Origin of the sequence: Vibrio sp. 1159, assembly GCF_033340395.1 — a bacterium.
Classification (GTDB): Bacteria; Pseudomonadota; Gammaproteobacteria; order Enterobacterales; family Vibrionaceae; genus Vibrio; species Vibrio alginolyticus.
In genome coordinates, this window is sequence record NZ_JAWOWL010000009.1 from 1 (window position 1) to 20,061 (window position 20,061).

A 20,061-nucleotide genomic window follows, 5' to 3' on the forward strand; every position below is an offset into this window, starting at 1 on the left:
GAAACTCAGTATATTGTTTAAGAACTGAACAACATGGGGCTACCATGTCTTCTCATCGAATTAAGCAACAAAGCCTAGTCATACCGCATTTCGTAAGTCAGAAAATAACCCTTTAAAGTTTTCTGCAAACTTAGAAGATGCGATTCATAACTTATATAACCGTCAAACCGCTAGCTTCTTAAAGCCAAATGCAGCCATTAAAGAAGCATTTAATGACATCGAAAGTCATGAGCAAGCCTTAATGAAAGGTGTTGAAGGTACGGTTTCGAGTGTTATGTCACTTGTTGAACCTACTTCTATATACTCAGATGCTTTAGCGAAAGACACGGTTATTAATAAGGTTATTCCAGCTAGAAAATATGCTCAAAGTTGGAAGAGGTTTGAGGATATTCATGAAAAGTTATCCGATGATATTATCAATAAAGAGTCTCCGTTCTATTTAGAAGACTTCGCTAAGCACTATGAATTAGCATTAAAAAACAAAGGCTAGGAATTAGGGTGATGAAAAAGTTTTACCAATATATTTTGTTATTAATTTCAATGGCTTTATTTGGGTGCTCAGCAGCGAACCTAGTTGTTGATCCATACTCAGATTTAGAAATAGCAGCAAGTCATAACATTAATCCTGATTCAAACGGCAGGCCTTCTCCTGTAGTGGTGTATGTATTTGAATTAACGTCAAATACCATTTTCGAAAGCCAGGACTTTTTTTCTATTTATGAAGAAAGTGAAAAAGTCTTAGGACCTGATTTAGTGAATAAATATGAAATTTCATTAACTCCAGGTCAGAAAGAAACATATCAAGCAAGTATGTCTCCAAAGACAGAATATTTAGGCATTGTCGTAGCGTTTCGAGATATTGAAAACTCAAATTGGCGACAAGTCATTAAAGTGGATAAGACCGGTTACAACACATATCAAGTATTGTTAGAAGATCTGTCTTTGGTCGTTAAATAACGTTTAGTTGGCTAATTATAAATGACGCAATACTCCAAGACGGCTTGGTGCGAAGGAATGTTTTTACGTCCCCAGCACTTCCAACAACAAGAACGCGCAACCTCTCAAGAATTCAAGGGCTTACATCAGTTAGGTGGGGCTTACAATTGGGGAGTTTGGAAATGTCGAGTAAAAAAACACGCGCTAAAAGATGGTCTTATTGAACTTGAGCATCTTGAAGCTGTTTTGCCAGATATGACGTTGGTTAATACGTTAATATCCAACGATTCAGTTTCGCCTCTACTTATTGATAAAAACACTGAAAATACGTTAGTAAAAATAACTCTCCCTCTTTCAAGTGTTACAGGTAAAAACGTTTCGGATGTAAGCGAATCGATCGTCTCTCGTTATGTACTTCAAGATATCGCCGTGATAGATAACCTTACAGGACAAGATGAGGAAACCATCCAAGTTGCAGCCCTTAATCTAGAGTTGAAAGCGAGTAATGACAAATTAGCGGGTTATGTGGAGTTACCTATCTTAAGGATCAAAGAGGTAACTCCTGAAGGGGAAGTTATACTAGACGATGAGTACGTTCCTCCGCTTATCAATCTCCTTAGCGACAAAGTTATGTCAGCTTATCTACGTAACGTTATCGCGATGACAAAGATGCGTGCTGACGTTATTGCACAGCGCTTGATTAAGGGTAAATCTGCATCGGCTTCTGCTGTTGATTTCATCATGCTCCAAATGCTGAACCGATATGAGGCGAAGTTAAAGCATTTCAGTGAGTTAGATAGGTTACATCCACTGGAATTAGCGACGACACTTAAAGGTTACATTGGTGAGTTAGCCACTTTTTCTAATAAAACTAAAAGAGTCCCAAGTTTGCTTGCGTATGATCACTTAGATGTATCAAGTGTCTATAGCGAGTTGAATCAGATACTCAGTCAGTACCTCAGTGTTGTTCTTGACCAAACTGCGACCAAACTTCCGTTGGAGCCTCGCCAGTACGGTATTCAAGTGACGCCACTTCCAGATAAACGCTTGCTTGAGTCATGCCAATTTGTGCTAGCAATTAAAGCAGATACCACAACAGATGAAATAAGACGCCTGGTCCCAGCGCAACTCAAGTTTGGCCCCGCAGAACAGATTCGCGATCTAATTAATAATCAGATCAACGGTATAAACGTAGTGCCGCTGAGTGTCGTCCCGAGACAGATTCCTTACCAAACGGGTTATGTCTATTTCGAAGTTGTCAAGAAAGGGCCATTTTGGATGAGGCTAAAAGATAGTGGCGGTATTGCGCTTCACCTATCAGGGCATTTTCCGAATGCTGAACTTGAGCTTTGGAGTATTAATAAATAGGCGCGCTCTGTATGGAACAAACGATAGTAAAACCAACACCGGGTGGAAGAGCTCCCGCATCGAAACCACAATCAGAAAAGTCTGTGGATAATACCGTAGTTATCTCAAAAATCCCTGAATTGGTGAACAATGATTCAGTGGTCGCTTATGGGAATAACTCTCTACTAGCAGAGGCGAATGGCCTGTTATCTATTATCGGTCAAATTCGGTCGACAGCGACTCATTCCGATCCGTTGTTTCTAAAAGAGACATTGGCACAAAAGCTTAGAGATTATGAGAACCGATTACGTCAGCATGACGTTGATTTGGATACCATTGATACAGCTCGTTATTGTTTATGCTGTTCACTAGATGAAGTTGTCCTTAACACCAATTGGGGTGGGCATTCATTCTGGAGTCACGATTCATTACTTAGCTCCTTCTATGCTAGCAGTCAAGGTGGGGAAGCGTTTTTTAAGCATCTTGATAAGTGCATGGCGAAACCAGATGCGAACTTAGATTTGCTTGAACTAATGTATGTGTGCTTATCTCTCGGGTTTCTGGGTCAATACCGTTTAGAAAAAAATGGACTGGAATCGCACCGGAAATTGAGAAGACAGGTTATTGCTACTCTTAAGTCTTATGGGAGAGGAGTCCCTCAGGAGCTAAGTAATAGTATCGACCAACACATTTTGAATGGCTCAAAGGCTTCTGATAGAGCCCCTCTTTGGGTTGTATGTTCTGTAACGGCGGCATTATTGGTCTGCATATATATGTATTTTAGCTATGAGCTAAATAAGGCATCCAATCGCACCTTTTCTCAATTAGTCAATTTGATTCAACCGCAACAACTTAACCAAGATGCAACGTCAGAATCAAAATCAGCGCCAATTGCAGAAAAGATTTCAATGTATCTAGCAACTGAGATCGGTAAGGGGCTAATCAATGTTGAGCCGCTGCAAGACAGGGTAAGAATTTCGTTAAAGTCTCAAGATCTATTTGAATCAGGTAGTGCTGATGTTGTCGCTTACATCCAACCCGTTATTTCTAAGCTTGCGAGAACATTGGAGTCGACCCAAGGCAAGATCATTGTTACTGGTCACACCGACGATAGGCCTATTTTCACGAGTAAATATCCCTCGAACTGGCACCTATCATTAGCTCGAGCCACTGCTATGTCTGAACAACTGATCTCGAATAGTGCATTAGAAGGGCGAGTGATACCCGAGGGATTGGGGGATGCAAGACCATTAGTTGAAAACAGTAGTGATGAAAACCGAGCTATTAACCGCCGGATTGAAATCGACCTTCTTGTCGCGAATTAATAATAGGTAGATAGAGATGCGTATTAAAGAAATTGGCAGAATATTTACTCAAAGATGGTTTCTCGGTCTTATCGGTGTCGCTGCTTGTTCTATTTTCATTTGGGTTGTTGGTCCACTTATTGCGATAGCGGGATATGAGCCCCTAAAGAGTGACTTTCAACGGCTAGTCACTATTCTAGTGTTGGTGTTGCTTTGGGCGATATTTAACGTTACCAAGCAGCATAAGCAAAAGGTGAAAGAAGACGAAAGTATTCAAACGTTGCTTGAGGTTGATAGCCAATCAGATAAAGAAGCAGCAAGTGAAATTGACTTAATGCGCGAGCGTATTGAGCAAGCTGTCAAAGTAGTGACGAAAACACACAAAGGCAAGAGAAGCTTGTATGACTTACCGTGGTATGTGTTGATTGGCCCTCCTGGAACGGGGAAAACAACCGTATTAAAGCAGTCGGGGTTAGAGTTTCCATTAGGAGACAGCCTTGGCTCTGACTCTATTGCCGGTGTAGGTGGCACTCGCCACTGTGATTGGTGGTTTGCAAATAAAGCAGTTCTTATAGATACGGCTGGCCGGTATACGACACAAGACAGTCAAGAAAAGGTCGACTCTAAAGCGTGGCATGGTTTCTTAGGATTGTTGAAAAAGTATAGAACGCAAAGACCAATTAATGGTGCGATTGTTACGATAAGTTTAGCCAGCGTGATGTCTCAGACTCGAACCGAGCGAAGTCTTCATGCTCGAGCAATTAAGTCGAGACTTCAAGAACTGAAAAACCAGTTAGGCATGCAGTTTCCGATTTACGTATTGCTCACCAAAATGGATTTAGTTGCCGGTTTCAATGAATTCTTTGCCGATTTAAGTAAGGAAGAACGAGATGATTTATTTGGTTTCATGTTCCCTCGTGAAGTGGATGATGAAAGAGGCGTTATTTCTCTATTCAACAAAGAATTTCATGGCATGTTGGAGCGCCTTGATGCCCGTATGCTTAGAATACTTGAAACTGAGGACGATTTAGATAAACGCGCGCTTATCTTTGAATTTCCAAAGCAATTAAGAGTGCTACAAGCTAATCTTGACGAGTTTTTAGCTGAAATTTTTGCACAAAACAGTTTTGAAGAGCCTGCCTTGATTCGTGGTGTGTTTATGTTGAGTTCGGTTCAAGAAGGCTTACCAGTCGATAAGCTGATGAATGAATCAACCAATGGACTTGGGTTAAATCGTTTAGCTCTAGCAAAGAGTCAGACTGGTTCTCATAGTTATTTCGTAAAGAATCTTTTTGACAAGGTTATTTTCAAAGAGCAACTGTTAGGAACAGTTAATCGTCACTATCAAAAGCAGTCAGGTTGGATGCGTCGAGGTGTTTACATTGGATGTACAACGCTACTGCTAGGAGCTTCTGCGCTTTGGTTTATGAGTTATAAGTGGAACTCACAGTTAATTGTCGATACCAATGAACAAGCTAGCCATATTGATGCACTGATTGGCGCTCAAAGTTTAGATTTTGAAGCGGATATTGTTTCAGCTGTAGAAACATTAGATAGGTTGATGACGCTTCCTCTCGGAAAGCAAAGCAACTACGGTGATGCCGACTCTGTAAAGAGGTTTGGTCTCTATCAAGGAGACAAAGTATCTCAGGCGGCAAACAATGCATATTCTGATGCTTTGACCCAATATTTCGCCCCTTTGCTTCTTGATAGCCTGGTGTCAGAAATGGAGAGCAATCAACAGCATCGTGAGTATTTGTACGAAACGTTAAAAACGTATTTGATGTTATTCAATCCAGACAAATATCAACAAGATGAAGTGTTGGCTTGGTTTAACTTTTATTTCGAACGTCAATATCCGGGTGAGCTAAACGCAGACTTAAGAAGACGCTTGCTACAGCACACTCAATATTTATTAGGCAACGATGGACAAGGCTTTACTTACAACACTGCTGCCGTGACGAGTGCTCGAGAAGTGTTGACTCAAATGTCTCTACCTGAACGTGCTTATCAGCGAATGAAAATACAATTTTCTAAGAGTCATGTACCTTCATTTCGCTTGACTGATGTATTGGGACCTAAAGGGCTTGAGCAGTTCGAGCGAGCTAGTGGAAAACCGCTATCACAAGGCATTTCGGGTTTCTACACGTACAATGGTTTTCATAGCATTTTTCAGATTCAGATCAACCGTACAGTAAAAAGCCTAATGGAAGAGAACTGGGTTTATGGTGACGATCTTAAGGCTCATGAAATTGATCAAGATAGTGCCATCCAAGGCGTTCAGTCTCGATACTATCAAGATTATGTTAATGAATGGAAAACGTTGATCGAAGATATTCAATTGAAGCAGGCTCCGAGCCTAGAACTTGCGACAGAGCAAGCGAGGGTTTTATCTGGAGTTGAAAGACCAATCGAATCTTTGTTGAGAGCAATCCAAAAAGAGGTTGCTCTATCAAAAGTATCATTGTCAGAAAATCAAAAAGCCGCTTCTGAAGTTGCTGGTAAAGTTGCCAAAGTTAAGTTTTCAAATACGGCAGATAGACTAGACATGTATTTACCTGAAGAAAACGGTTTCAATGTTGCTCTGCCAGGTAAAGAAGTCGAATCACATTTCTCAGAGATTTTACGCCTTGGTGAGCAAGACTTTGATGATATTCAACAAGCAATGATTAACTTGCGTTCGTATTTAAGTGACTTATCAAGCTCTGGTAACAATCAGAAAATTGCCTACAAAAGTATTTTAGATGGAACCGTTACACAAGATGTCGCAGCTTCCTTTGCTCGTGCTAAAGAACTTTTGCCGAGACCATTTAATCAATGGCTAGGTGAGCTTTCTCAAGAGTCGGTCAAGTTTGCGGAGAGCGGTTCGAAGGATCATCTAAATCAACTTTGGGTAACACAAGTGGTGCGCCCTTATCAGCGGACTATTGCTGGCAGATATCCATTCGAGCCCAATGCGAGCAGAGAAGTCAGATTGAAAGACTTTAAGCGATTCTTTGGTTATGGGGGCACGCTTGACGCATTCTTCCAAGAATACCTCGAACCGTTTGTGGATACTTCGAAAAGTCGTTGGCGATTAGAAAAGGAAATTGGAGTTCGTCCAGAAACACTAATGGTCTTTCAAAGAGCGCAACGTATCAGGCAGTCTTTCTTTGAATCTGATAATTCATTACGCGTAGAGTTTGGTATGAAGCCTGTTTATCTAGACCAGCACATTACTCGATTTGTCTTAGAGTTGGGTGGACAAGATTTGGTTTATAAGCATGGACCAGCAAGAGCTAAATCGTTGAGTTGGCCTGCCGGTCAAGATCAGACTCGAATTGTGTTCACACCACCTGAATCTAAACGCGAAATTGCGCATACCTATGAAGGTGAGTGGGGCATATTCAAGCTTTTGGATCAATCACTTAAAGCAAGGCCAGAATCGCGTAAAGACAATATAGTTATGATTGATTTAAAGGGAAACAAGGTGCAACTAGAGCTTATTCCTTCTAGTGCCATTAATCCGTTTTGGTCAAATGAAATGGAGAGGTTCAGATGTCCACGAACCTTATAACATCAGGCTGGGGCTATATCGGTAAAATGCCTGCAAAAGGGGACTTTGTGAAAGATGGTTTATCACAAGATTTCTCGGAGCGTTGGCATGATTGGCAACAGGCGGTTATTGCAGTCAGCAGGGAACAACTGGGCGAAAGCTGGAATGAGCACTTTTTAACGGCTCCTGTGTGGCACTTTGCTTTGGATATTAGCTATTTAGAAGACTCAACCTACATTGGTAGCATGATTCCTAGTGTTGATGCATGCGGTAGATACTTTTTCTTTACTATAGCTCGTGCCGTAAAAGGTGAAGCTGCGCAATATTGGGGTGACAGAGCTTGGACCGAGGACAGTGCCGCTCTTGCTCTTTCAGTACTTGAGGACGACTTTGTCTTTGATGTTTGGCATAAGAGTACTCAAGAAAAAAATGACCTCGTTGCGAATGTGACAAGTGAAGTGAGGCCTCTGGAGTTTCTTTATCAAAGCCAAATATCTACAGTTTTTCATGATCACGGCAATACTGATCAAAACACGCTTTTGAATTTCCTCATTAAAGAGAAATTGAGTAAACCATGTTTTTGGTGGACTGAAGGTTCAACGAAGGTTGAACCATGCATGTTCATTACGAGTGGATTTCCTTCAATTGGTCAGTTTTCAGCCATGCTTGATGGCGGCTGGAAAAAGTGGAATTGGTAGGATAGAAGAATGAATTGGAACTATTTTACCTTTGCTAAATCGCACGCAGGAAAAGTACGCCCTTATAACGAGGATGCTCTGTTGGATATGACAGAGCAGCATATTTGGGTGGTTGCTGATGGAATGGGTGGACACAGTGCTGGCGATATAGCAAGCCAGATGCTAGTGGATAGAGTCGCGCGCCACATGCAGGATGTCTCCAATACTAATATCGATGATATCCGAAGAGTGGTTCAAGAAGCGAACTTAGAAATTTACCAATACGCACAAAATCACTTAGACGGTAAAACGATGGGAACAACACTTGTTTTGTTGTTTATTCAGGATGGGTATTACCACTGTCTTTGGGTGGGTGATAGCCGAATTTACCAGCTTAGAAGTGGTAATTTTGTCCAAAAAACACGTGATCATAGTCAAGTCATGGACTTAGTGGAGCAGGGCTTATTGGCATTTGAAGATGCCGAATCTCACCCTCTTGCAAATGTTATTACCAGAGCTGTTGGGGTCGACGAAAGTGTCACTATTGATCAAGTTTCAGGGCAGTTGGCTGACGGCGATCAGTTTCTACTCTGTAGCGATGGACTCTCTAAGGAACTTACGAGTGAGGAAATTCATCGGACATTGTATGCAGACTCAGTCAACCAAGCTGGATTAGCGCTCATGCATTCGGCTTTGGTTCGGGGCGCAAGTGATAACGTAACTTGTGCTTTGATCAAAGTTCGCCAAGCGCAAACGGAGTGCGAAACAGTAACTAGAGAAGACGCGACAATACCTGTCTTTCTAAGAGGGAGAGCTTATGAGTAATGAAATGTTTGATTGGTATGAACAAGCGTTGGCCCCTATATCTCAAGAAAATCCTACAGGTGTTGATCCTAGAGAGGATGTATCACCACAGTCTGCTTACTATCGGTTGAAAGATCAGCGTATGGCCGCCCGCAACGCTGAACGTAATGCTCTTATAGAAGAAGAAAGTATCTATACCCACAGTAATTTATGGCGAGTATTTATTGAAGATGTCCCAGAAATACTCACGAATCAGTCTAAAGATTTGGAATTTGTTGCCTGGCTTATAGAAGCCCTAACTCGATTGTATGGTTTTCGTGGTATGGGCGTTGGCTACAAACTCGCAACCAGTTTAATTGAGAACTTTTGGGATGATCTGTACCCAATGCCTGATGAAGATGGTATTGAGACAAGAATATCGGCGATTATTGGCCTCAATGGTATCGATAGTGAAGGAACACTTATTTTTCCAATTGCTTGTATACCATTGACTGACTTAGGCGTGGAGCAAGCTTATGCCTATTGGGAATATCAGCAAGCTATAGAGCTTGAGCGCTTAGACGAAGATAAGCGCCGAAATCGAGTCGAGCTTGGGGCTGTTGAGCTATCTGAAATTACAACTACGGTTAAGTCGACTTCTGATACGTTTTATCGAGAATTAATCACGGATTTGGAGTTCGCTAAGGAATCATTTAATGAATTCAGTCAGCGATTAGATGAAGCGGTCGGTGATGTGACTCCTAGTTCTTATATATCAAAAAGACTTGAATCAATACACTCGGCATTAAAGCACCTTCTTGGAGATCGTTTTAATCAACCACAAGCGGTGTTTGAAGAGCTAGAGGATCTTGATGAATCTTCTTCTGAACAACCGTTAAGTTCACAAAGTTGTGATGCATTATTAGCGACAAACATGAAATCACGAGAGCAGGCAATTAGACAATTGCAGCAAGTAGCTGATTTCTTCCGAGAGAGTGAACCTCACTCACCAGTTTCTTACTCCATCGAACAGATCATTCGTTGGTGTGGGATGCCTCTGCCGGAGTTACTGGCGGAACTTATCTCCGACGGGGATGCAAAGAAAAGCTACTTCCGTTTGGTTGGCATAGCAGAACAAAATGAAAATTAATAAAGGGAGAATGGTATGACGAGTATCCACTCGAAACTATCACGAGTACGGAAGCCTCGTGTCCACATTACCTATGATGTTGAAACTGAAGGTACAACTCTTAAGAAAGAACTGCCTTTTGTTGTAGGTGTAATGGGTGATTTCGCTGGTCAAAACACAGAAGCGTTGAAGCCATTAAAAGACCGCCGTTTTATTCAGATCGATCGAGATAACTTTGACGATGTACTCAAAAAAATGAATCCATCGGTGAAGTTTAAAGTTGCGAATAAGCTTGCGAATGACGATTCACAGTTTGAGGTCGATTTAAACTTTAAATCAATGCAAGACTTTGAGCCTGCTGCGATCGTAAATCAAGTTGATCCACTACGCCAATTGATGGAAACGCGTAATAAACTGCGTGATTTGATGACAAAAGTTGACCGCTCAGAAGAGCTTGAAAATATCCTAGAGGATGTTTTGAACAATACGGACAATCTGGCAAGACTTGCAGGCGAGTTAGATCTTGACAAGAAAGCGAAGTCAGACAGTACTGAAGGAGCGGAATAATGACGACTGAAGCTGAAAAACAGTTAGATCCAACAGTTAATGAACAGACAACTTCATTCTTAGATCAAGCTATTGGTGCGACTAAGCAGACCGAAGCTTCTCGTGCTGAGGAGCTGATTAAAACGCTCGCTGAAGAAGCAATGAAAGGGACAGTTACTTGGAACAAAAACCTAACAGTAACTTTTCGTGAAGCGATTAATTTGCTCGATAGGCAGATTTCTGATCAGTTGTCTGAAGTAATGCATCACCCAGAATTACAGAAACTCGAAGGTTCTTGGCGCGGCTTAAATTATCTAGTGATGAATTCAGAGACCAGCTCTACTTTGAAAGTTCGCATGATGAGCATGACCAAGAAAGAGCTACATAAAGACTTGAGCAAAGCTGTTGAGTTTGATCAAAGCCAGATCTTTAAAAAGGTTTACGAGTCTGAGTTTGGTAGTGCTGGTGGTGAACCGTATGGTGCATTGATTGGAGACTATGAGTTTACCAACCACCCAGAAGATATTGAGTCGTTACGCCTAATGTCAAATGTAGCGGCTTCTGGCTTCTCTCCATTCTTGTCCGCAGCTTCACCAGCACTATTCGGCTTTGATGAGTGGACTGAGTTGTCAAAACCACGCGACCTAGATAAGGTATTTGAATCACTAGAATACGCCCAATGGCGTTCGTTCCGCGAGAGTGCCGATTCGCGCTTCGTTAGTCTGACGATGCCAAAAGTCCTTGCTCGTTTGCCATACGGACAAGCTACCGCTCCAGTCGAAGAGTTTGGGTTTGAAGAGTTCGAAGTAGATCCTGTTTCAGGTATTGCTGTTAACGCTGAACATAACGACTACTGTTGGATGAACTCTTCGTATGTTCTTGGTGTTAAGTTAACCGACGCATTTTCAAAATATGGATTTTGTACTGCCATCCGTGGTGCAGAAGGCGGCGGTCGAGTGGATAACTTGCCAACGCATTTCTTCATGAGTGATGATGGCGACCCTGATATGAAGTGCCCAACAGAGATTGGTATTACCGACAGACGTGAGGCGGAGCTTGGTAAGCTTGGTTTCTTACCACTTTGTCACTACAAAAACACCAACTATGCAGTGTTCTTTGGTGCGCAAACCTGTCAAAAACCAGCGAACCATGAATCCCCTGAAGCAACGGCCAATGCGGCCATTTCTGCCCGCCTACCTTATATGATGGCAACATCTCGTTTTGCGCATTATTTGAAAGTAATGGCTCGAGATAAAATTGGTAGCTTTATGGAAGCAGAAGACGTTGAGTCTTGGCTGAACCGCTGGATCCTAGGTTACGTCAATGCTTCTGAAGGCGGTGGTCAAGAGATCAGAGCGAAATACCCTCTAGCAGACGCTCGTGTTCAGGTTAAGGAAATTCCTGGCGCACCTGGTTCTTACAATGCCGTAGCATGGCTGAAGCCTTGGTTACAAATGGAAGAACTGACCACATCTTTGCGACTTGTGGCAAAGATCCCTCAGTCAGGTGGATAAGAAATGAATTGGCTGGTCGAAAGGCCAGCCATGACCAATCTTTATGTTCTAGATGGAATTAGCAGTGTCACTTAACTTTCGCGACCCTAGCAAGCTAAAACATGAGTTCAGTACCGGAGGCTATGCTGAACTTGATAGCCCGTGGTTGACTCGATTCAATGAATCTTCTGATCTTGTAGCGTCAGCGCGAATTTGGATAGAAGGTACACGTTCAAGAGATTTGGACAGCTTTCGTCATAGTGTGATGAACACAATTAACCGCATTGATGAGCTATTAGAATCTCAACTAAATGAAATATTACATCATCCTGAGTTTCAACAGCTCGAAAGGGGGTGGGTTGGAGTTAGGTATTTATGTGAACAGGTTGATTCTCGTTCATCGGATTCTGTAAAAGTTAAGGTTTTAACGGCGACATGGAATGAAATCAGTAAAGATGCTTTAAAAGCCATCGAGTTTGACCAATCAGCACTATTTAAGTTGCTCTATCAAAATGAATATGGCATGGCAGGGGGAGAACCCTTTGGTGTGGTGGTTGGAGATTATCAGCTTCGCTGTGATCCTAGTAAAAATTATTTTGATAGAGATCTGTCTGTGTTGAGTAAGATCTCTCAGTCTGCAGCTGCAGCATTCAGCCCATTTATCATGTCTGCATCGCCAGAGATGTTTGGTGTTGATAGTTTCGCTCAACTCTCTGCGATAAGAGATATAGCGGCCCAATTTGAACAGGAAGATTATGCAAAGTGGCGTAGTTTGAGAGACAACGATGACGCTAAATTTATTGGTTTGACTGCACCTAACGTCTTGTTCCGTCAGCCATACAAAAGTGATGGCTCGCGGAATGATAAATTCAATTTTCAAGAACACATCTACGACTCCAACCGAGATTTGCTATGGGGGAGTAGTGCGTACTGTTTTGCTGCCGTATCAATTAGAGCATTTCAGGAACATGGTTGGTTCACGCATATGCGAGGGATTAAACAAGGCGATTACAGTCAGGGCATTATCGTCGCTCCTACAAGGAGCAAGATGCGTGTTAACGGCAAGAATGATCGTGAAAGATGTCCGTTAAACTTGAAAATCTCTGAGAGAAAAGAACAAGAATTGTCTGAGTGCGGTTTTATTTCTATTTCTCCAATACCTGAGACTGATATGGTAGGGATGACCTCGAATGTATCTCTCTACAAGCCCAAACAATACGCAGAAAAGCATATTTCAACGAATGCAAAACTGACATCGATGTTGCAATACACATTGTGTGTATCGCGAGTCGCACATTATCTCAAGGTTATGGGGCGTGACAAAATTGGTGGGTATCAAGACGCAGAAAGCCTAGAGCGTGACTTTCAACGCTGGTTACATCAGTACACTACCGCATCAGATGAAGCGTCTGATGAGCTTCGAGCTAAATACCCCCTAAATGAAGCAAAAATTACAGTTCGAGAGAAAAGAGAAACTCCTGGACATTATTACTCAGTTATCCATTTGCGACCGCATTTTCAACTCGATCAAATGGTATCTAGCATTAAATTAATTACCGAATTATCACCAGAGCACATGGTGTAAGGAAATAACAATGACTCAATGGAAAAATGCTTTGTCCCAAGGCCTATTGCAACACGCTCTAGAGCAGTTAACTGATGAAATTAAAGCAACACCTAAAGATGCGAGCTTGAGAAGTTCCTTCATTGAGCTTCTTTGCATTGATGGGGACTTCGAGCGTGCGGACGCTCAGCTCATGCAATCGATTAAATTGTTTCCTGAGTATCTGCCTGGTGCAAGTCAGCTACGACATTTAGTGAAAGCAGCTCAAGCTAGAAAGGATTTTATCAATGGTGCGGCTAGTGCCAAAGTAATAGGTGATGAGGAATTAACTAAAGAGCTTGTTCGATTTAATCTTGCTCTCGGAAATCAAGAGTACGAAGAAGCGTCACGTCTATCGCATCGCATTGAAGAGCATCGTACTATTAAAGGGTTTAACGTAAACGGCACAAACTACGAAGATGCTAGAGATATTGATGATCGTTTAGGTGGTTACATTGAACTGTTTTCTACAGCAGGTAACTATTTTCTTGTACCCATATCGAGCATCCATACGCTAGAAGTTAAAGCACCTACTTCTTTGTTAGAGAGTATTTGGCGACCTGTCGAGTTTGATATCGATGGACTTGGTGAAGGCGAAGGCCATATGCCGTTGACATATGTTGACTCAGAGACCGATGCGCAAAAGTTAGGTCGAGAAACGGATTGGAAGCAGATTGGTGAGCAAGAATCTTTTGTTGGCTTGGGTCAAAAATGTTGGTTAGTCGGTGACTCAGCGCTTCCAATCTGTGATTTGACTACATTATTAGAACAGAAACAAATAGCGTAGAAATATCATGTCGTTAACCGTTTCTCTGCTCGACAAATTGATAGATAGTGATCCTCTCACTCGAGATGAGAAAGACTTCCCTGCAAGCCAGCAACAGATGTTGAGCAGCTTACTTAGAGATCTAGAGTCGATGCTGAATAGTCGTATTGGATGGAAAAATATTCCTGATGATCTTCTAGAGGTTCGTTATTCAATATTGAACTATGGGCTGCCAGATTTTTCCTCAATGCCCTATAGCAGCCAAGAAGGGCAGAATCAGCTTTGCGACATCGTTCATGATGCAATTAAAGAGTTTGAGCCGAGGTTAAGGAACCCTCATGTCCAGATTTCGGACGAGAAAAACGCTATTGATAGGGTATTGAGGTTACAGATAAATGCCACTTGCTTAATTGATAACAGTATTCATGAAGTGCGATTCAATTCTGAAGTAGAGCCGGTAAATTTAGGTATGAAACTGAGTAGAGCAAAATGAGTGAAGAGTTTCTCAAGTACTATAATCGCGAGTTAGCTTATTTGCGTCACAAAGGGCAAGAGTTTGGTGAGCAGTATCCCAAGATTGCCGCGAGACTTCGTATTAGTGAGGAACAGGTTGACGATCCACACGTAGAAAGATTGTTAGAAGGCTGCGCATTTCTAACAACAAGGATTAGACAAAGCTTAGACAATAGTTACCCTCAGTTTACAGAGTCTTTGATGGGACAGTTATATCCGGATTTTCACGCCCCAATCCCGTCAATGTCAGTCATTAAAATGAGCTGTTCTAACTCCACTTCCTCTTATTTTGATGTAGAAGAAGGCGAGCGAGTTGTTATCGGTGCTACTGGATATCATGAATGCGAGTTTAGAACTTGTTATCCGGTCAGAATGTATCCTGTTGATGTGACCTCTGGCGTTTTTAAAAATGCGCCTTTCAAGCCAGTTGGCTCACGATGGGAAAGCAATGCTCATTCAGTTTTGAAAGTACAGCTCACGGCTCAAGATGAAGAGACTCCTCTTGGTGAAATGGGGATAGAACGGCTGCGCTTCTATTTAAACGGTCAATCTCAATTGACTTTTAAGCTCTACCAAATGCTGTTTCAAAACCTAATTGGTTTATCTGTTGTTGTGGATGGCAAAGAAGTTCGTCCTTTAACCAAAAGACATCTTTCTGAAGTAGGATTTTCAGAAGATGAGAAAGTTGTGCCATACAGTAAAAGAAGCTTTTCAGGAGCAAGATTACTTGTTGAGTATTTGCACTTTCCTGAGAAGTTTATGTTCTTTGATATCACCGAACTTGGATTATCTGAGCTAGATCTTGGAGAGCAAGTCGAACTGTATTTTTACTTTGATACCAACGATGACTGGCTTCCAAAGCAAGTGGACGAAGAAAGCTTAATGGTAGGTTGTGTGCCTGTAATCAACTTATTTAAAAGTATTATGGAGCCTAAGCGTATTCTACCAACTGAATACGATTACCACTTGTCTCCGCAATACCAAGAATCTGAAAGTAATGAGGTTGTCTCAATTTCTGACGTAACGTTGAGAAACTGGAACAAAACGTACCACAATTTGCCATGTTATCACGCTGGTGAGCACACGCATTATACAAACACTAGTGAGATTTATTGGTTGATGAGACGTGAGGATAAGAACTGGGCTGGTGGGTATGATGAGCCAGGTAGAGAAACTTACATTTCTTTTGTTGATAAAAAACATCAATTGTTCAGCCCGGATAGCCGGGAAAACTGGTTAATGTACGTGGAAGCTGAGTGCTGTAACCGCAACTTAGCGCAGAAACTTCCATTTGGAGGTGGGCTGCCGCAAGTATCTTTACCGGAGGTAAATGACAATTTCGAATCTGTTCGTTGTTTAGTTTCTTTATCAGAAACTATTCGGCCAGAAATGGATGAAAGCACACGATGGCAGTTAACTAAGCTTTTAACTTTAAACCATTTTACCGAGGAAGATGGTTTAGCAACTTTGAAGCAGACCCTTAATCTCTATGCATTTTCTGGGACAGCAGAAACGAAAGCGGTAATCGATGCTTTAACTAAGTTAGAGTTTGAGCCTACTACAGGAAGAATTAGTCAGAAAGGCAAAGTTGGATTTGCGCACGGTATAAAAATTATTTTGACGGTTTCTGATCAAATTTTACCTAAAGAGCAGATCTTTCTCTTAGGTAGTGTTTTATCTGTTTACTTCTCGCAATATGCTGAAATTAACATTTTTACGCAGTTAGAAATAAGAATTAAGTCCACGGGAAAGTCTTTCCACCTATGGCCCGCATTAACTGGCGATAAGGTGTTGCTATGAGCGCGGAACAATTTTATCGAGAATTAAAGCAACATCCATTGTTTGAAGCGATTCATCTTATTGAACACGAAGTTCTGCAAGCAGAGGCGCAAATAGGAACAGATGCGTTACCGAAGCATGAAAAGCTAAACTTAAAGGTTAATCCATCATTAGGTTTTGAAAATGCTCAGCTTTGTGAACTGAAAAATATAGATGACAGCAAGTTAGAGATTGAGACCAATTTAATAGGCCTAACGGGTGAGCAAGGTGTGCTTCCCCAGCACTATAGTGAATTAGCTTTACATCGCCAAAAAGAAGGCGATACGGCTATGGTGGACTTCTACGATATTTTCAATCATCGCTTATTATCTCTTTATTATCGATGTTGGCAACTGAGTCAGCTGACTGTTCAGTCTCGTGCGCATGCGCAGGGCGCGCGTTCGCCGTTAGAAAGCTGTAAATCGGCATTAACTGGGAAAGGGAGTTCACTGTCCCGGCACTATGGTGGTGTGTTTGCTTCACCAGTAAGAAGTAAAGGTGGACTGAAAAGTATTCTTGAATGTTTATCTGGATGCCAAGTAAAAGTTCATGAATTTCAAGGACAATGGTTACACCTTACGAAAGAAGAGCAAACACGCCTTGCATCCCGAACTATGCCTGAAGGGCAGTTTGCTCAACTTGGTTTAGGAGCGTCTTTGGGTTCGAAAGCATGGAACATCAACGCGGGGACAACAATAGAATTTCTGCCAAAAGATAAACAGCTAGTTAGTAAATTGCTTCCTAACCAACCCAATATAGCAATCATTAAGAACGCTGCTTATGAGTTGATTGGAAAACATAAACAACTGAAGTGGCAGCTCACCACCAAACATAGTTTGCTACCACAAGCTTGTTTATCGAAACAGCAGGGGCAGTTAGGTATTGGTTCTGTGCTTAAAAAACACGAACGTACAAAAGATCGAACTATAACAATTACTATTTAAAGGAAATGTAATGGCTTCACTCTCACTTTCAGCGTTGGTCGAAAGATTGTCTCCTCAGGCTAAGGAAACACTTGAACAGGCAGCTGCGATGGCAAGCTCCCGAACTCATCACAGTATTGAAATGTCTCACTGGTTAATGATGATTATCCGCCATCCTGACGATATTTACTCTGAAGTTTTTGACGAATTTGATGTCGATAAAATCAAGGTTGAAACCGATATTCAAAAGGCATTAGAAAAATACAAAACAGGATGCCAGTCGGTGCCTGGGCTATCAGCTCATACGGTGACTGTTATGCAAAATGCCTTGTTGTCTGCAACCATTGAATTCAATCAAGAACAGTTGGGGTGCATCCATCTTTTATTTGCCTACTTGTCTGATGATACGTTAGTCAACATGGCTGGTTCGATTAGTCCTGAACTAAACAAGATAGAACCATCTCGCTTATTGAACTTTAAAGAAAGTAATGCGCCTCAATCAAGATCGAATGACTTAGCGCAGTCAAACGCGAATTCCGCCTTGAATCAATTTACAACAGACCTTACTGAGCAAGCTAGGGAAGGTAAAATAGATCCGGTGATTGGTAGAGATAATGAAATTCGCCTAATGATCGATATTTTATTAAGACGCCGACAAAACAACCCGATTCTTACGGGAGAAGCCGGTGTTGGAAAAACAGCCGTTGTTGAAGGTTTGGCGCAAAAGATCATTGATGGCGATGTACCTCCCGCTCTGCAAAATGTGGCAATTAAGTCTCTGGATTTGGCGTTACTGCAAGCCGGCGCAGGCATGAAAGGTGAGTTTGAAAACAGGCTTAAGAACCTTGTTAAGGAAGTAAACGACGCTCCACAGCCTATTATATTGTTCATTGATGAAGCTCATGGCCTAATTGGCGGTGGTGGGCAAGCGGGCCAAGGTGATGCGGCGAATATTCTGAAGCCAGCATTAGCGAGAGGTGAACTCAGAACGATCGCAGCAACAACGTGGGCAGAGTATAAAAAGTATTTTGAAAAAGATGCAGCTTTAACTAGGCGTTTTCAAGTCGTAAAGGTTGATGAGCCAGCCCCTGAACTCGCGATCGAAATGTTACGAGGCTTACTTGATGTAATGGCACAACACCACGATGTTCATATCACTAACCAAGCTCTCAATGCAGCGGTCCAACTGTCAGCTCGATACATTAATGGTCGTCAACTGCCAGATAAAGCGGTTTCTGTTTTGGATACGGCCTGTTCTCGAGTTGCGTTAAGTCAGTCATCTACACCGGGAGGCCTAGATGCGAAAAGAAACAAACTTAAAGCAAAGCAAGCTGAGTATGAGCATCTTAGCCAAGAGAGTCGGCTAGGAGCATCTCTTGATGTGCAGCTGCAAGGTGTCCGAAAAGAGATTGATGCGCTATCTAATGACATTATTGAATTAGAAGTACTTTGGGAAAAAGAAAAAGAATGGGTAAATGAAGCTAAGTCACTTAGAACCCAAATAATCCAGGAGGGTTCTGAAACTGCTAGAGACAAGTTACAAGAGCTTGAAAATAACCTTTCCGCTAACTCACAGCCCTTAGTTTTTTCGCATGTAAATGAAGCGCTAATCGCAGAAGTTATTTCGGATTGGACCGGTATACCGCTAGGTAAACTTCAGGATGATGAAATCCAAGCAGTATTGGGTTTGAAAGAAAGTTTGTGTAAGCGAGTTGTCGGGCAGGATCACGCTTTAGAGCTCATGTCTGAAGTGATAAAAACCGCGAGTGCGCAGCTCACGGATGAGACACGACCAAATGGTGTATTTCTCCTAACCGGACCAAGCGGAGTGGGTAAAACCGAATCGGCTTTGGCGATTGCAGAGAAAGTCTATGGTAGTGAAGAAAATGTCACGACTATCAATATGTCGGAATTTAAGGAAGAGCATAAAGTCTCATTGCTATTAGGTTCTCCTCCTGGTTATGTCGGTTATGGAGAAGGAGGTGTACTGACTGAAGCTGTTAGACGTAAACCTTATAGTGTAATTCTCCTCGATGAAATGGAAAAAGCGCACCCTGGTGTTCAAGATATTTTTTATCAGGTGTTTGATAAAGGCTCAATTAAAGACGGTGAAGGTCGAGATATAGACTTTAAAAACACTATTATTATTATGACCGCGAACACAGGGACCGAAACGACGATGTCTTTGTATTCTGATCCTGATTTATCTCCTGAGCCGTCAGCACTAAAAGATGCTTTACGCGATGATTTGTTGGTCGACTTTAAACCTGCATTTTTAGGGCGTGTGAACGTATTACCTTATTTGCCTCTATCAAGAAAAGTATTGATAGAAATAACAAAATTAAAGTTGGATAAAATTACGACTCGTATTCGTAAGCACTATAACGCTGACCTGTTTTTTGATGAGGAACTAATTAATGATATTGTAGACAATAGCAATGAGTCTGGCAGTGGTGCGCGTGTGGTACAAACAACCATAGAAAATACATTGCTTCCGAAGATTTCTCATGAAATATTGCATGCAATTCTTAATGATAAGACGTTTGATGAAATTATTGTTAAAGGTACAACTAGTGGACTTGATGTCTCAATAGTTTAACATCCTTTACACTCTCAATAATAATTGGGAGTTGGTTCATATTAACTATTATTTTTTATAAAAAACGCTTAAATTAAATCTTATTTAAA

The 20,061-nt window shown here is 41.7% G+C and carries 15 protein-coding genes and 1 pseudogene; all 16 read left to right on the plus strand.

Going from position 1 to position 20,061, the window contains the following annotated elements:
* Window positions 1–76: 76 nt before the first annotated feature.
* Window positions 77–490, plus strand: a pseudogene (gene tagH / locus R7127_RS09150) (type VI secretion system-associated FHA domain protein TagH); the annotation flags it as partial.
* An 11-nt stretch (window positions 491–501) separates the two neighbouring features.
* On the plus strand, window positions 502–957 hold the full coding sequence (gene tssJ / locus R7127_RS09155) for a type VI secretion system lipoprotein TssJ (RefSeq protein ID WP_033907006.1): 456 nt from the start codon (window positions 502–504) through the stop codon (window positions 955–957).
* A 21-nt stretch (window positions 958–978) separates the two neighbouring features.
* Window positions 979–2,304 (plus strand): type VI secretion system baseplate subunit TssK, encoded by a 1,326-nt coding sequence (gene tssK / locus R7127_RS09160; protein WP_081107487.1) that lies wholly within the window; start codon window positions 979–981, stop codon window positions 2,302–2,304.
* Window positions 2,305–2,315: 11 nt separating this feature from the next.
* A complete protein-coding gene (gene tssL, locus R7127_RS09165) occupies window positions 2,316–3,608 on the plus strand; it encodes a type VI secretion system protein TssL, long form (RefSeq protein ID WP_172563846.1) in 1,293 nt (430 codons plus the stop codon).
* Window positions 3,609–3,624: 16 nt separating this feature from the next.
* On the plus strand, window positions 3,625–7,143 hold the full coding sequence (tssM, locus tag R7127_RS09170) for a type VI secretion system membrane subunit TssM (protein ID WP_033907012.1): 3,519 nt from the start codon (window positions 3,625–3,627) through the stop codon (window positions 7,141–7,143).
* Window positions 7,125–7,820 carry a type VI secretion system-associated protein TagF gene (gene tagF, locus R7127_RS09175; RefSeq protein WP_033907013.1) on the plus strand — a complete coding sequence of 232 codons (696 nt, stop codon included), beginning with the start codon at window positions 7,125–7,127 and terminating at the stop codon, window positions 7,818–7,820. Before tssM ends, tagF begins: the two co-directional genes overlap by 19 nt.
* A 9-nt stretch (window positions 7,821–7,829) precedes the next feature.
* Window positions 7,830–8,624 (plus strand): PP2C family protein-serine/threonine phosphatase, encoded by a 795-nt coding sequence (locus R7127_RS09180; protein ID WP_318148382.1) that lies wholly within the window; start codon window positions 7,830–7,832, stop codon window positions 8,622–8,624.
* On the plus strand, window positions 8,617–9,732 hold the full coding sequence (gene tssA / locus R7127_RS09185; protein ID WP_005387526.1) for a type VI secretion system protein TssA: 1,116 nt from the start codon (window positions 8,617–8,619) through the stop codon (window positions 9,730–9,732). The genes R7127_RS09180 and tssA overlap by 8 nt, the downstream gene beginning before the upstream one ends.
* A 15-nt stretch (window positions 9,733–9,747) precedes the next feature.
* On the plus strand, window positions 9,748–10,278 hold the full coding sequence (gene tssB / locus R7127_RS09190; protein ID WP_005387524.1) for a type VI secretion system contractile sheath small subunit: 531 nt from the start codon (window positions 9,748–9,750) through the stop codon (window positions 10,276–10,278).
* Window positions 10,278–11,771 carry a type VI secretion system contractile sheath large subunit gene (tssC, locus tag R7127_RS09195; protein WP_005375950.1) on the plus strand — a complete coding sequence of 498 codons (1,494 nt, stop codon included), beginning with the start codon at window positions 10,278–10,280 and terminating at the stop codon, window positions 11,769–11,771. The genes tssB and tssC (R7127_RS09195) overlap by 1 nt, the downstream gene beginning before the upstream one ends.
* A 52-nt stretch (window positions 11,772–11,823) precedes the next feature.
* Window positions 11,824–13,335, plus strand: coding sequence for a type VI secretion system contractile sheath large subunit (tssC, locus tag R7127_RS09200; RefSeq protein ID WP_033907015.1), 1,512 nt, complete (start codon window positions 11,824–11,826; stop codon window positions 13,333–13,335).
* 10 nt (window positions 13,336–13,345) lie between these two features.
* Window positions 13,346–14,140 carry a type VI secretion system accessory protein TagJ gene (locus R7127_RS09205; RefSeq protein WP_005375952.1) on the plus strand — a complete coding sequence of 265 codons (795 nt, stop codon included), beginning with the start codon at window positions 13,346–13,348 and terminating at the stop codon, window positions 14,138–14,140.
* 7 nt (window positions 14,141–14,147) lie between these two features.
* Window positions 14,148–14,612, plus strand: a complete 465-nt coding sequence (tssE, locus tag R7127_RS09210; RefSeq protein ID WP_017635621.1) for a type VI secretion system baseplate subunit TssE — start codon at window positions 14,148–14,150, stop codon at window positions 14,610–14,612.
* Window positions 14,609–16,432, plus strand: a complete 1,824-nt coding sequence (gene tssF / locus R7127_RS09215; RefSeq protein WP_318141796.1) for a type VI secretion system baseplate subunit TssF — start codon at window positions 14,609–14,611, stop codon at window positions 16,430–16,432. Before tssE ends, tssF begins: the two co-directional genes overlap by 4 nt.
* Window positions 16,429–17,394 carry a type VI secretion system baseplate subunit TssG gene (gene tssG, locus R7127_RS09220; protein ID WP_005375963.1) on the plus strand — a complete coding sequence of 322 codons (966 nt, stop codon included), beginning with the start codon at window positions 16,429–16,431 and terminating at the stop codon, window positions 17,392–17,394. The genes tssF and tssG overlap by 4 nt, the downstream gene beginning before the upstream one ends.
* Window positions 17,395–17,404: 10 nt before the next feature.
* A complete protein-coding gene (gene tssH / locus R7127_RS09225) occupies window positions 17,405–19,972 on the plus strand; it encodes a type VI secretion system ATPase TssH (protein ID WP_017820212.1) in 2,568 nt (855 codons plus the stop codon).
* The last annotated feature ends 89 nt before the right edge of the window (window positions 19,973–20,061 follow it).

What these genes read in the sequence shown, in the direction of transcription:
- tssJ (WP_033907006.1), top strand. Translation starts at nt 502, where the DNA reads ATGAAAAAGTTTTACCAATATATTTTGTTATTAATTTCAATGGCTTTA.
- tssK (WP_081107487.1), top strand. Translation starts at nt 979, where the DNA reads ATGACGCAATACTCCAAGACGGCTTGGTGCGAAGGAATGTTTTTACGT.
- tssL (WP_172563846.1), top strand. Translation starts at nt 2,316, where the DNA reads ATGGAACAAACGATAGTAAAACCAACACCGGGTGGAAGAGCTCCCGCA.
- tssM (WP_033907012.1), top strand. Translation starts at nt 3,625, where the DNA reads ATGCGTATTAAAGAAATTGGCAGAATATTTACTCAAAGATGGTTTCTC.
- tagF (WP_033907013.1), top strand. Translation starts at nt 7,125, where the DNA reads ATGTCCACGAACCTTATAACATCAGGCTGGGGCTATATCGGTAAAATG.
- R7127_RS09180 (WP_318148382.1), top strand. Translation starts at nt 7,830, where the DNA reads ATGAATTGGAACTATTTTACCTTTGCTAAATCGCACGCAGGAAAAGTA.
- tssA (WP_005387526.1), top strand. Translation starts at nt 8,617, where the DNA reads ATGAGTAATGAAATGTTTGATTGGTATGAACAAGCGTTGGCCCCTATA.
- tssB (WP_005387524.1), top strand. Translation starts at nt 9,748, where the DNA reads ATGACGAGTATCCACTCGAAACTATCACGAGTACGGAAGCCTCGTGTC.
- tssC (WP_005375950.1), top strand. Translation starts at nt 10,278, where the DNA reads ATGACGACTGAAGCTGAAAAACAGTTAGATCCAACAGTTAATGAACAG.
- tssC (WP_033907015.1), top strand. Translation starts at nt 11,824, where the DNA reads ATGGAATTAGCAGTGTCACTTAACTTTCGCGACCCTAGCAAGCTAAAA.
- R7127_RS09205 (WP_005375952.1), top strand. Translation starts at nt 13,346, where the DNA reads ATGACTCAATGGAAAAATGCTTTGTCCCAAGGCCTATTGCAACACGCT.
- tssE (WP_017635621.1), top strand. Translation starts at nt 14,148, where the DNA reads ATGTCGTTAACCGTTTCTCTGCTCGACAAATTGATAGATAGTGATCCT.
- tssF (WP_318141796.1), top strand. Translation starts at nt 14,609, where the DNA reads ATGAGTGAAGAGTTTCTCAAGTACTATAATCGCGAGTTAGCTTATTTG.
- tssG (WP_005375963.1), top strand. Translation starts at nt 16,429, where the DNA reads ATGAGCGCGGAACAATTTTATCGAGAATTAAAGCAACATCCATTGTTT.
- tssH (WP_017820212.1), top strand. Translation starts at nt 17,405, where the DNA reads ATGGCTTCACTCTCACTTTCAGCGTTGGTCGAAAGATTGTCTCCTCAG.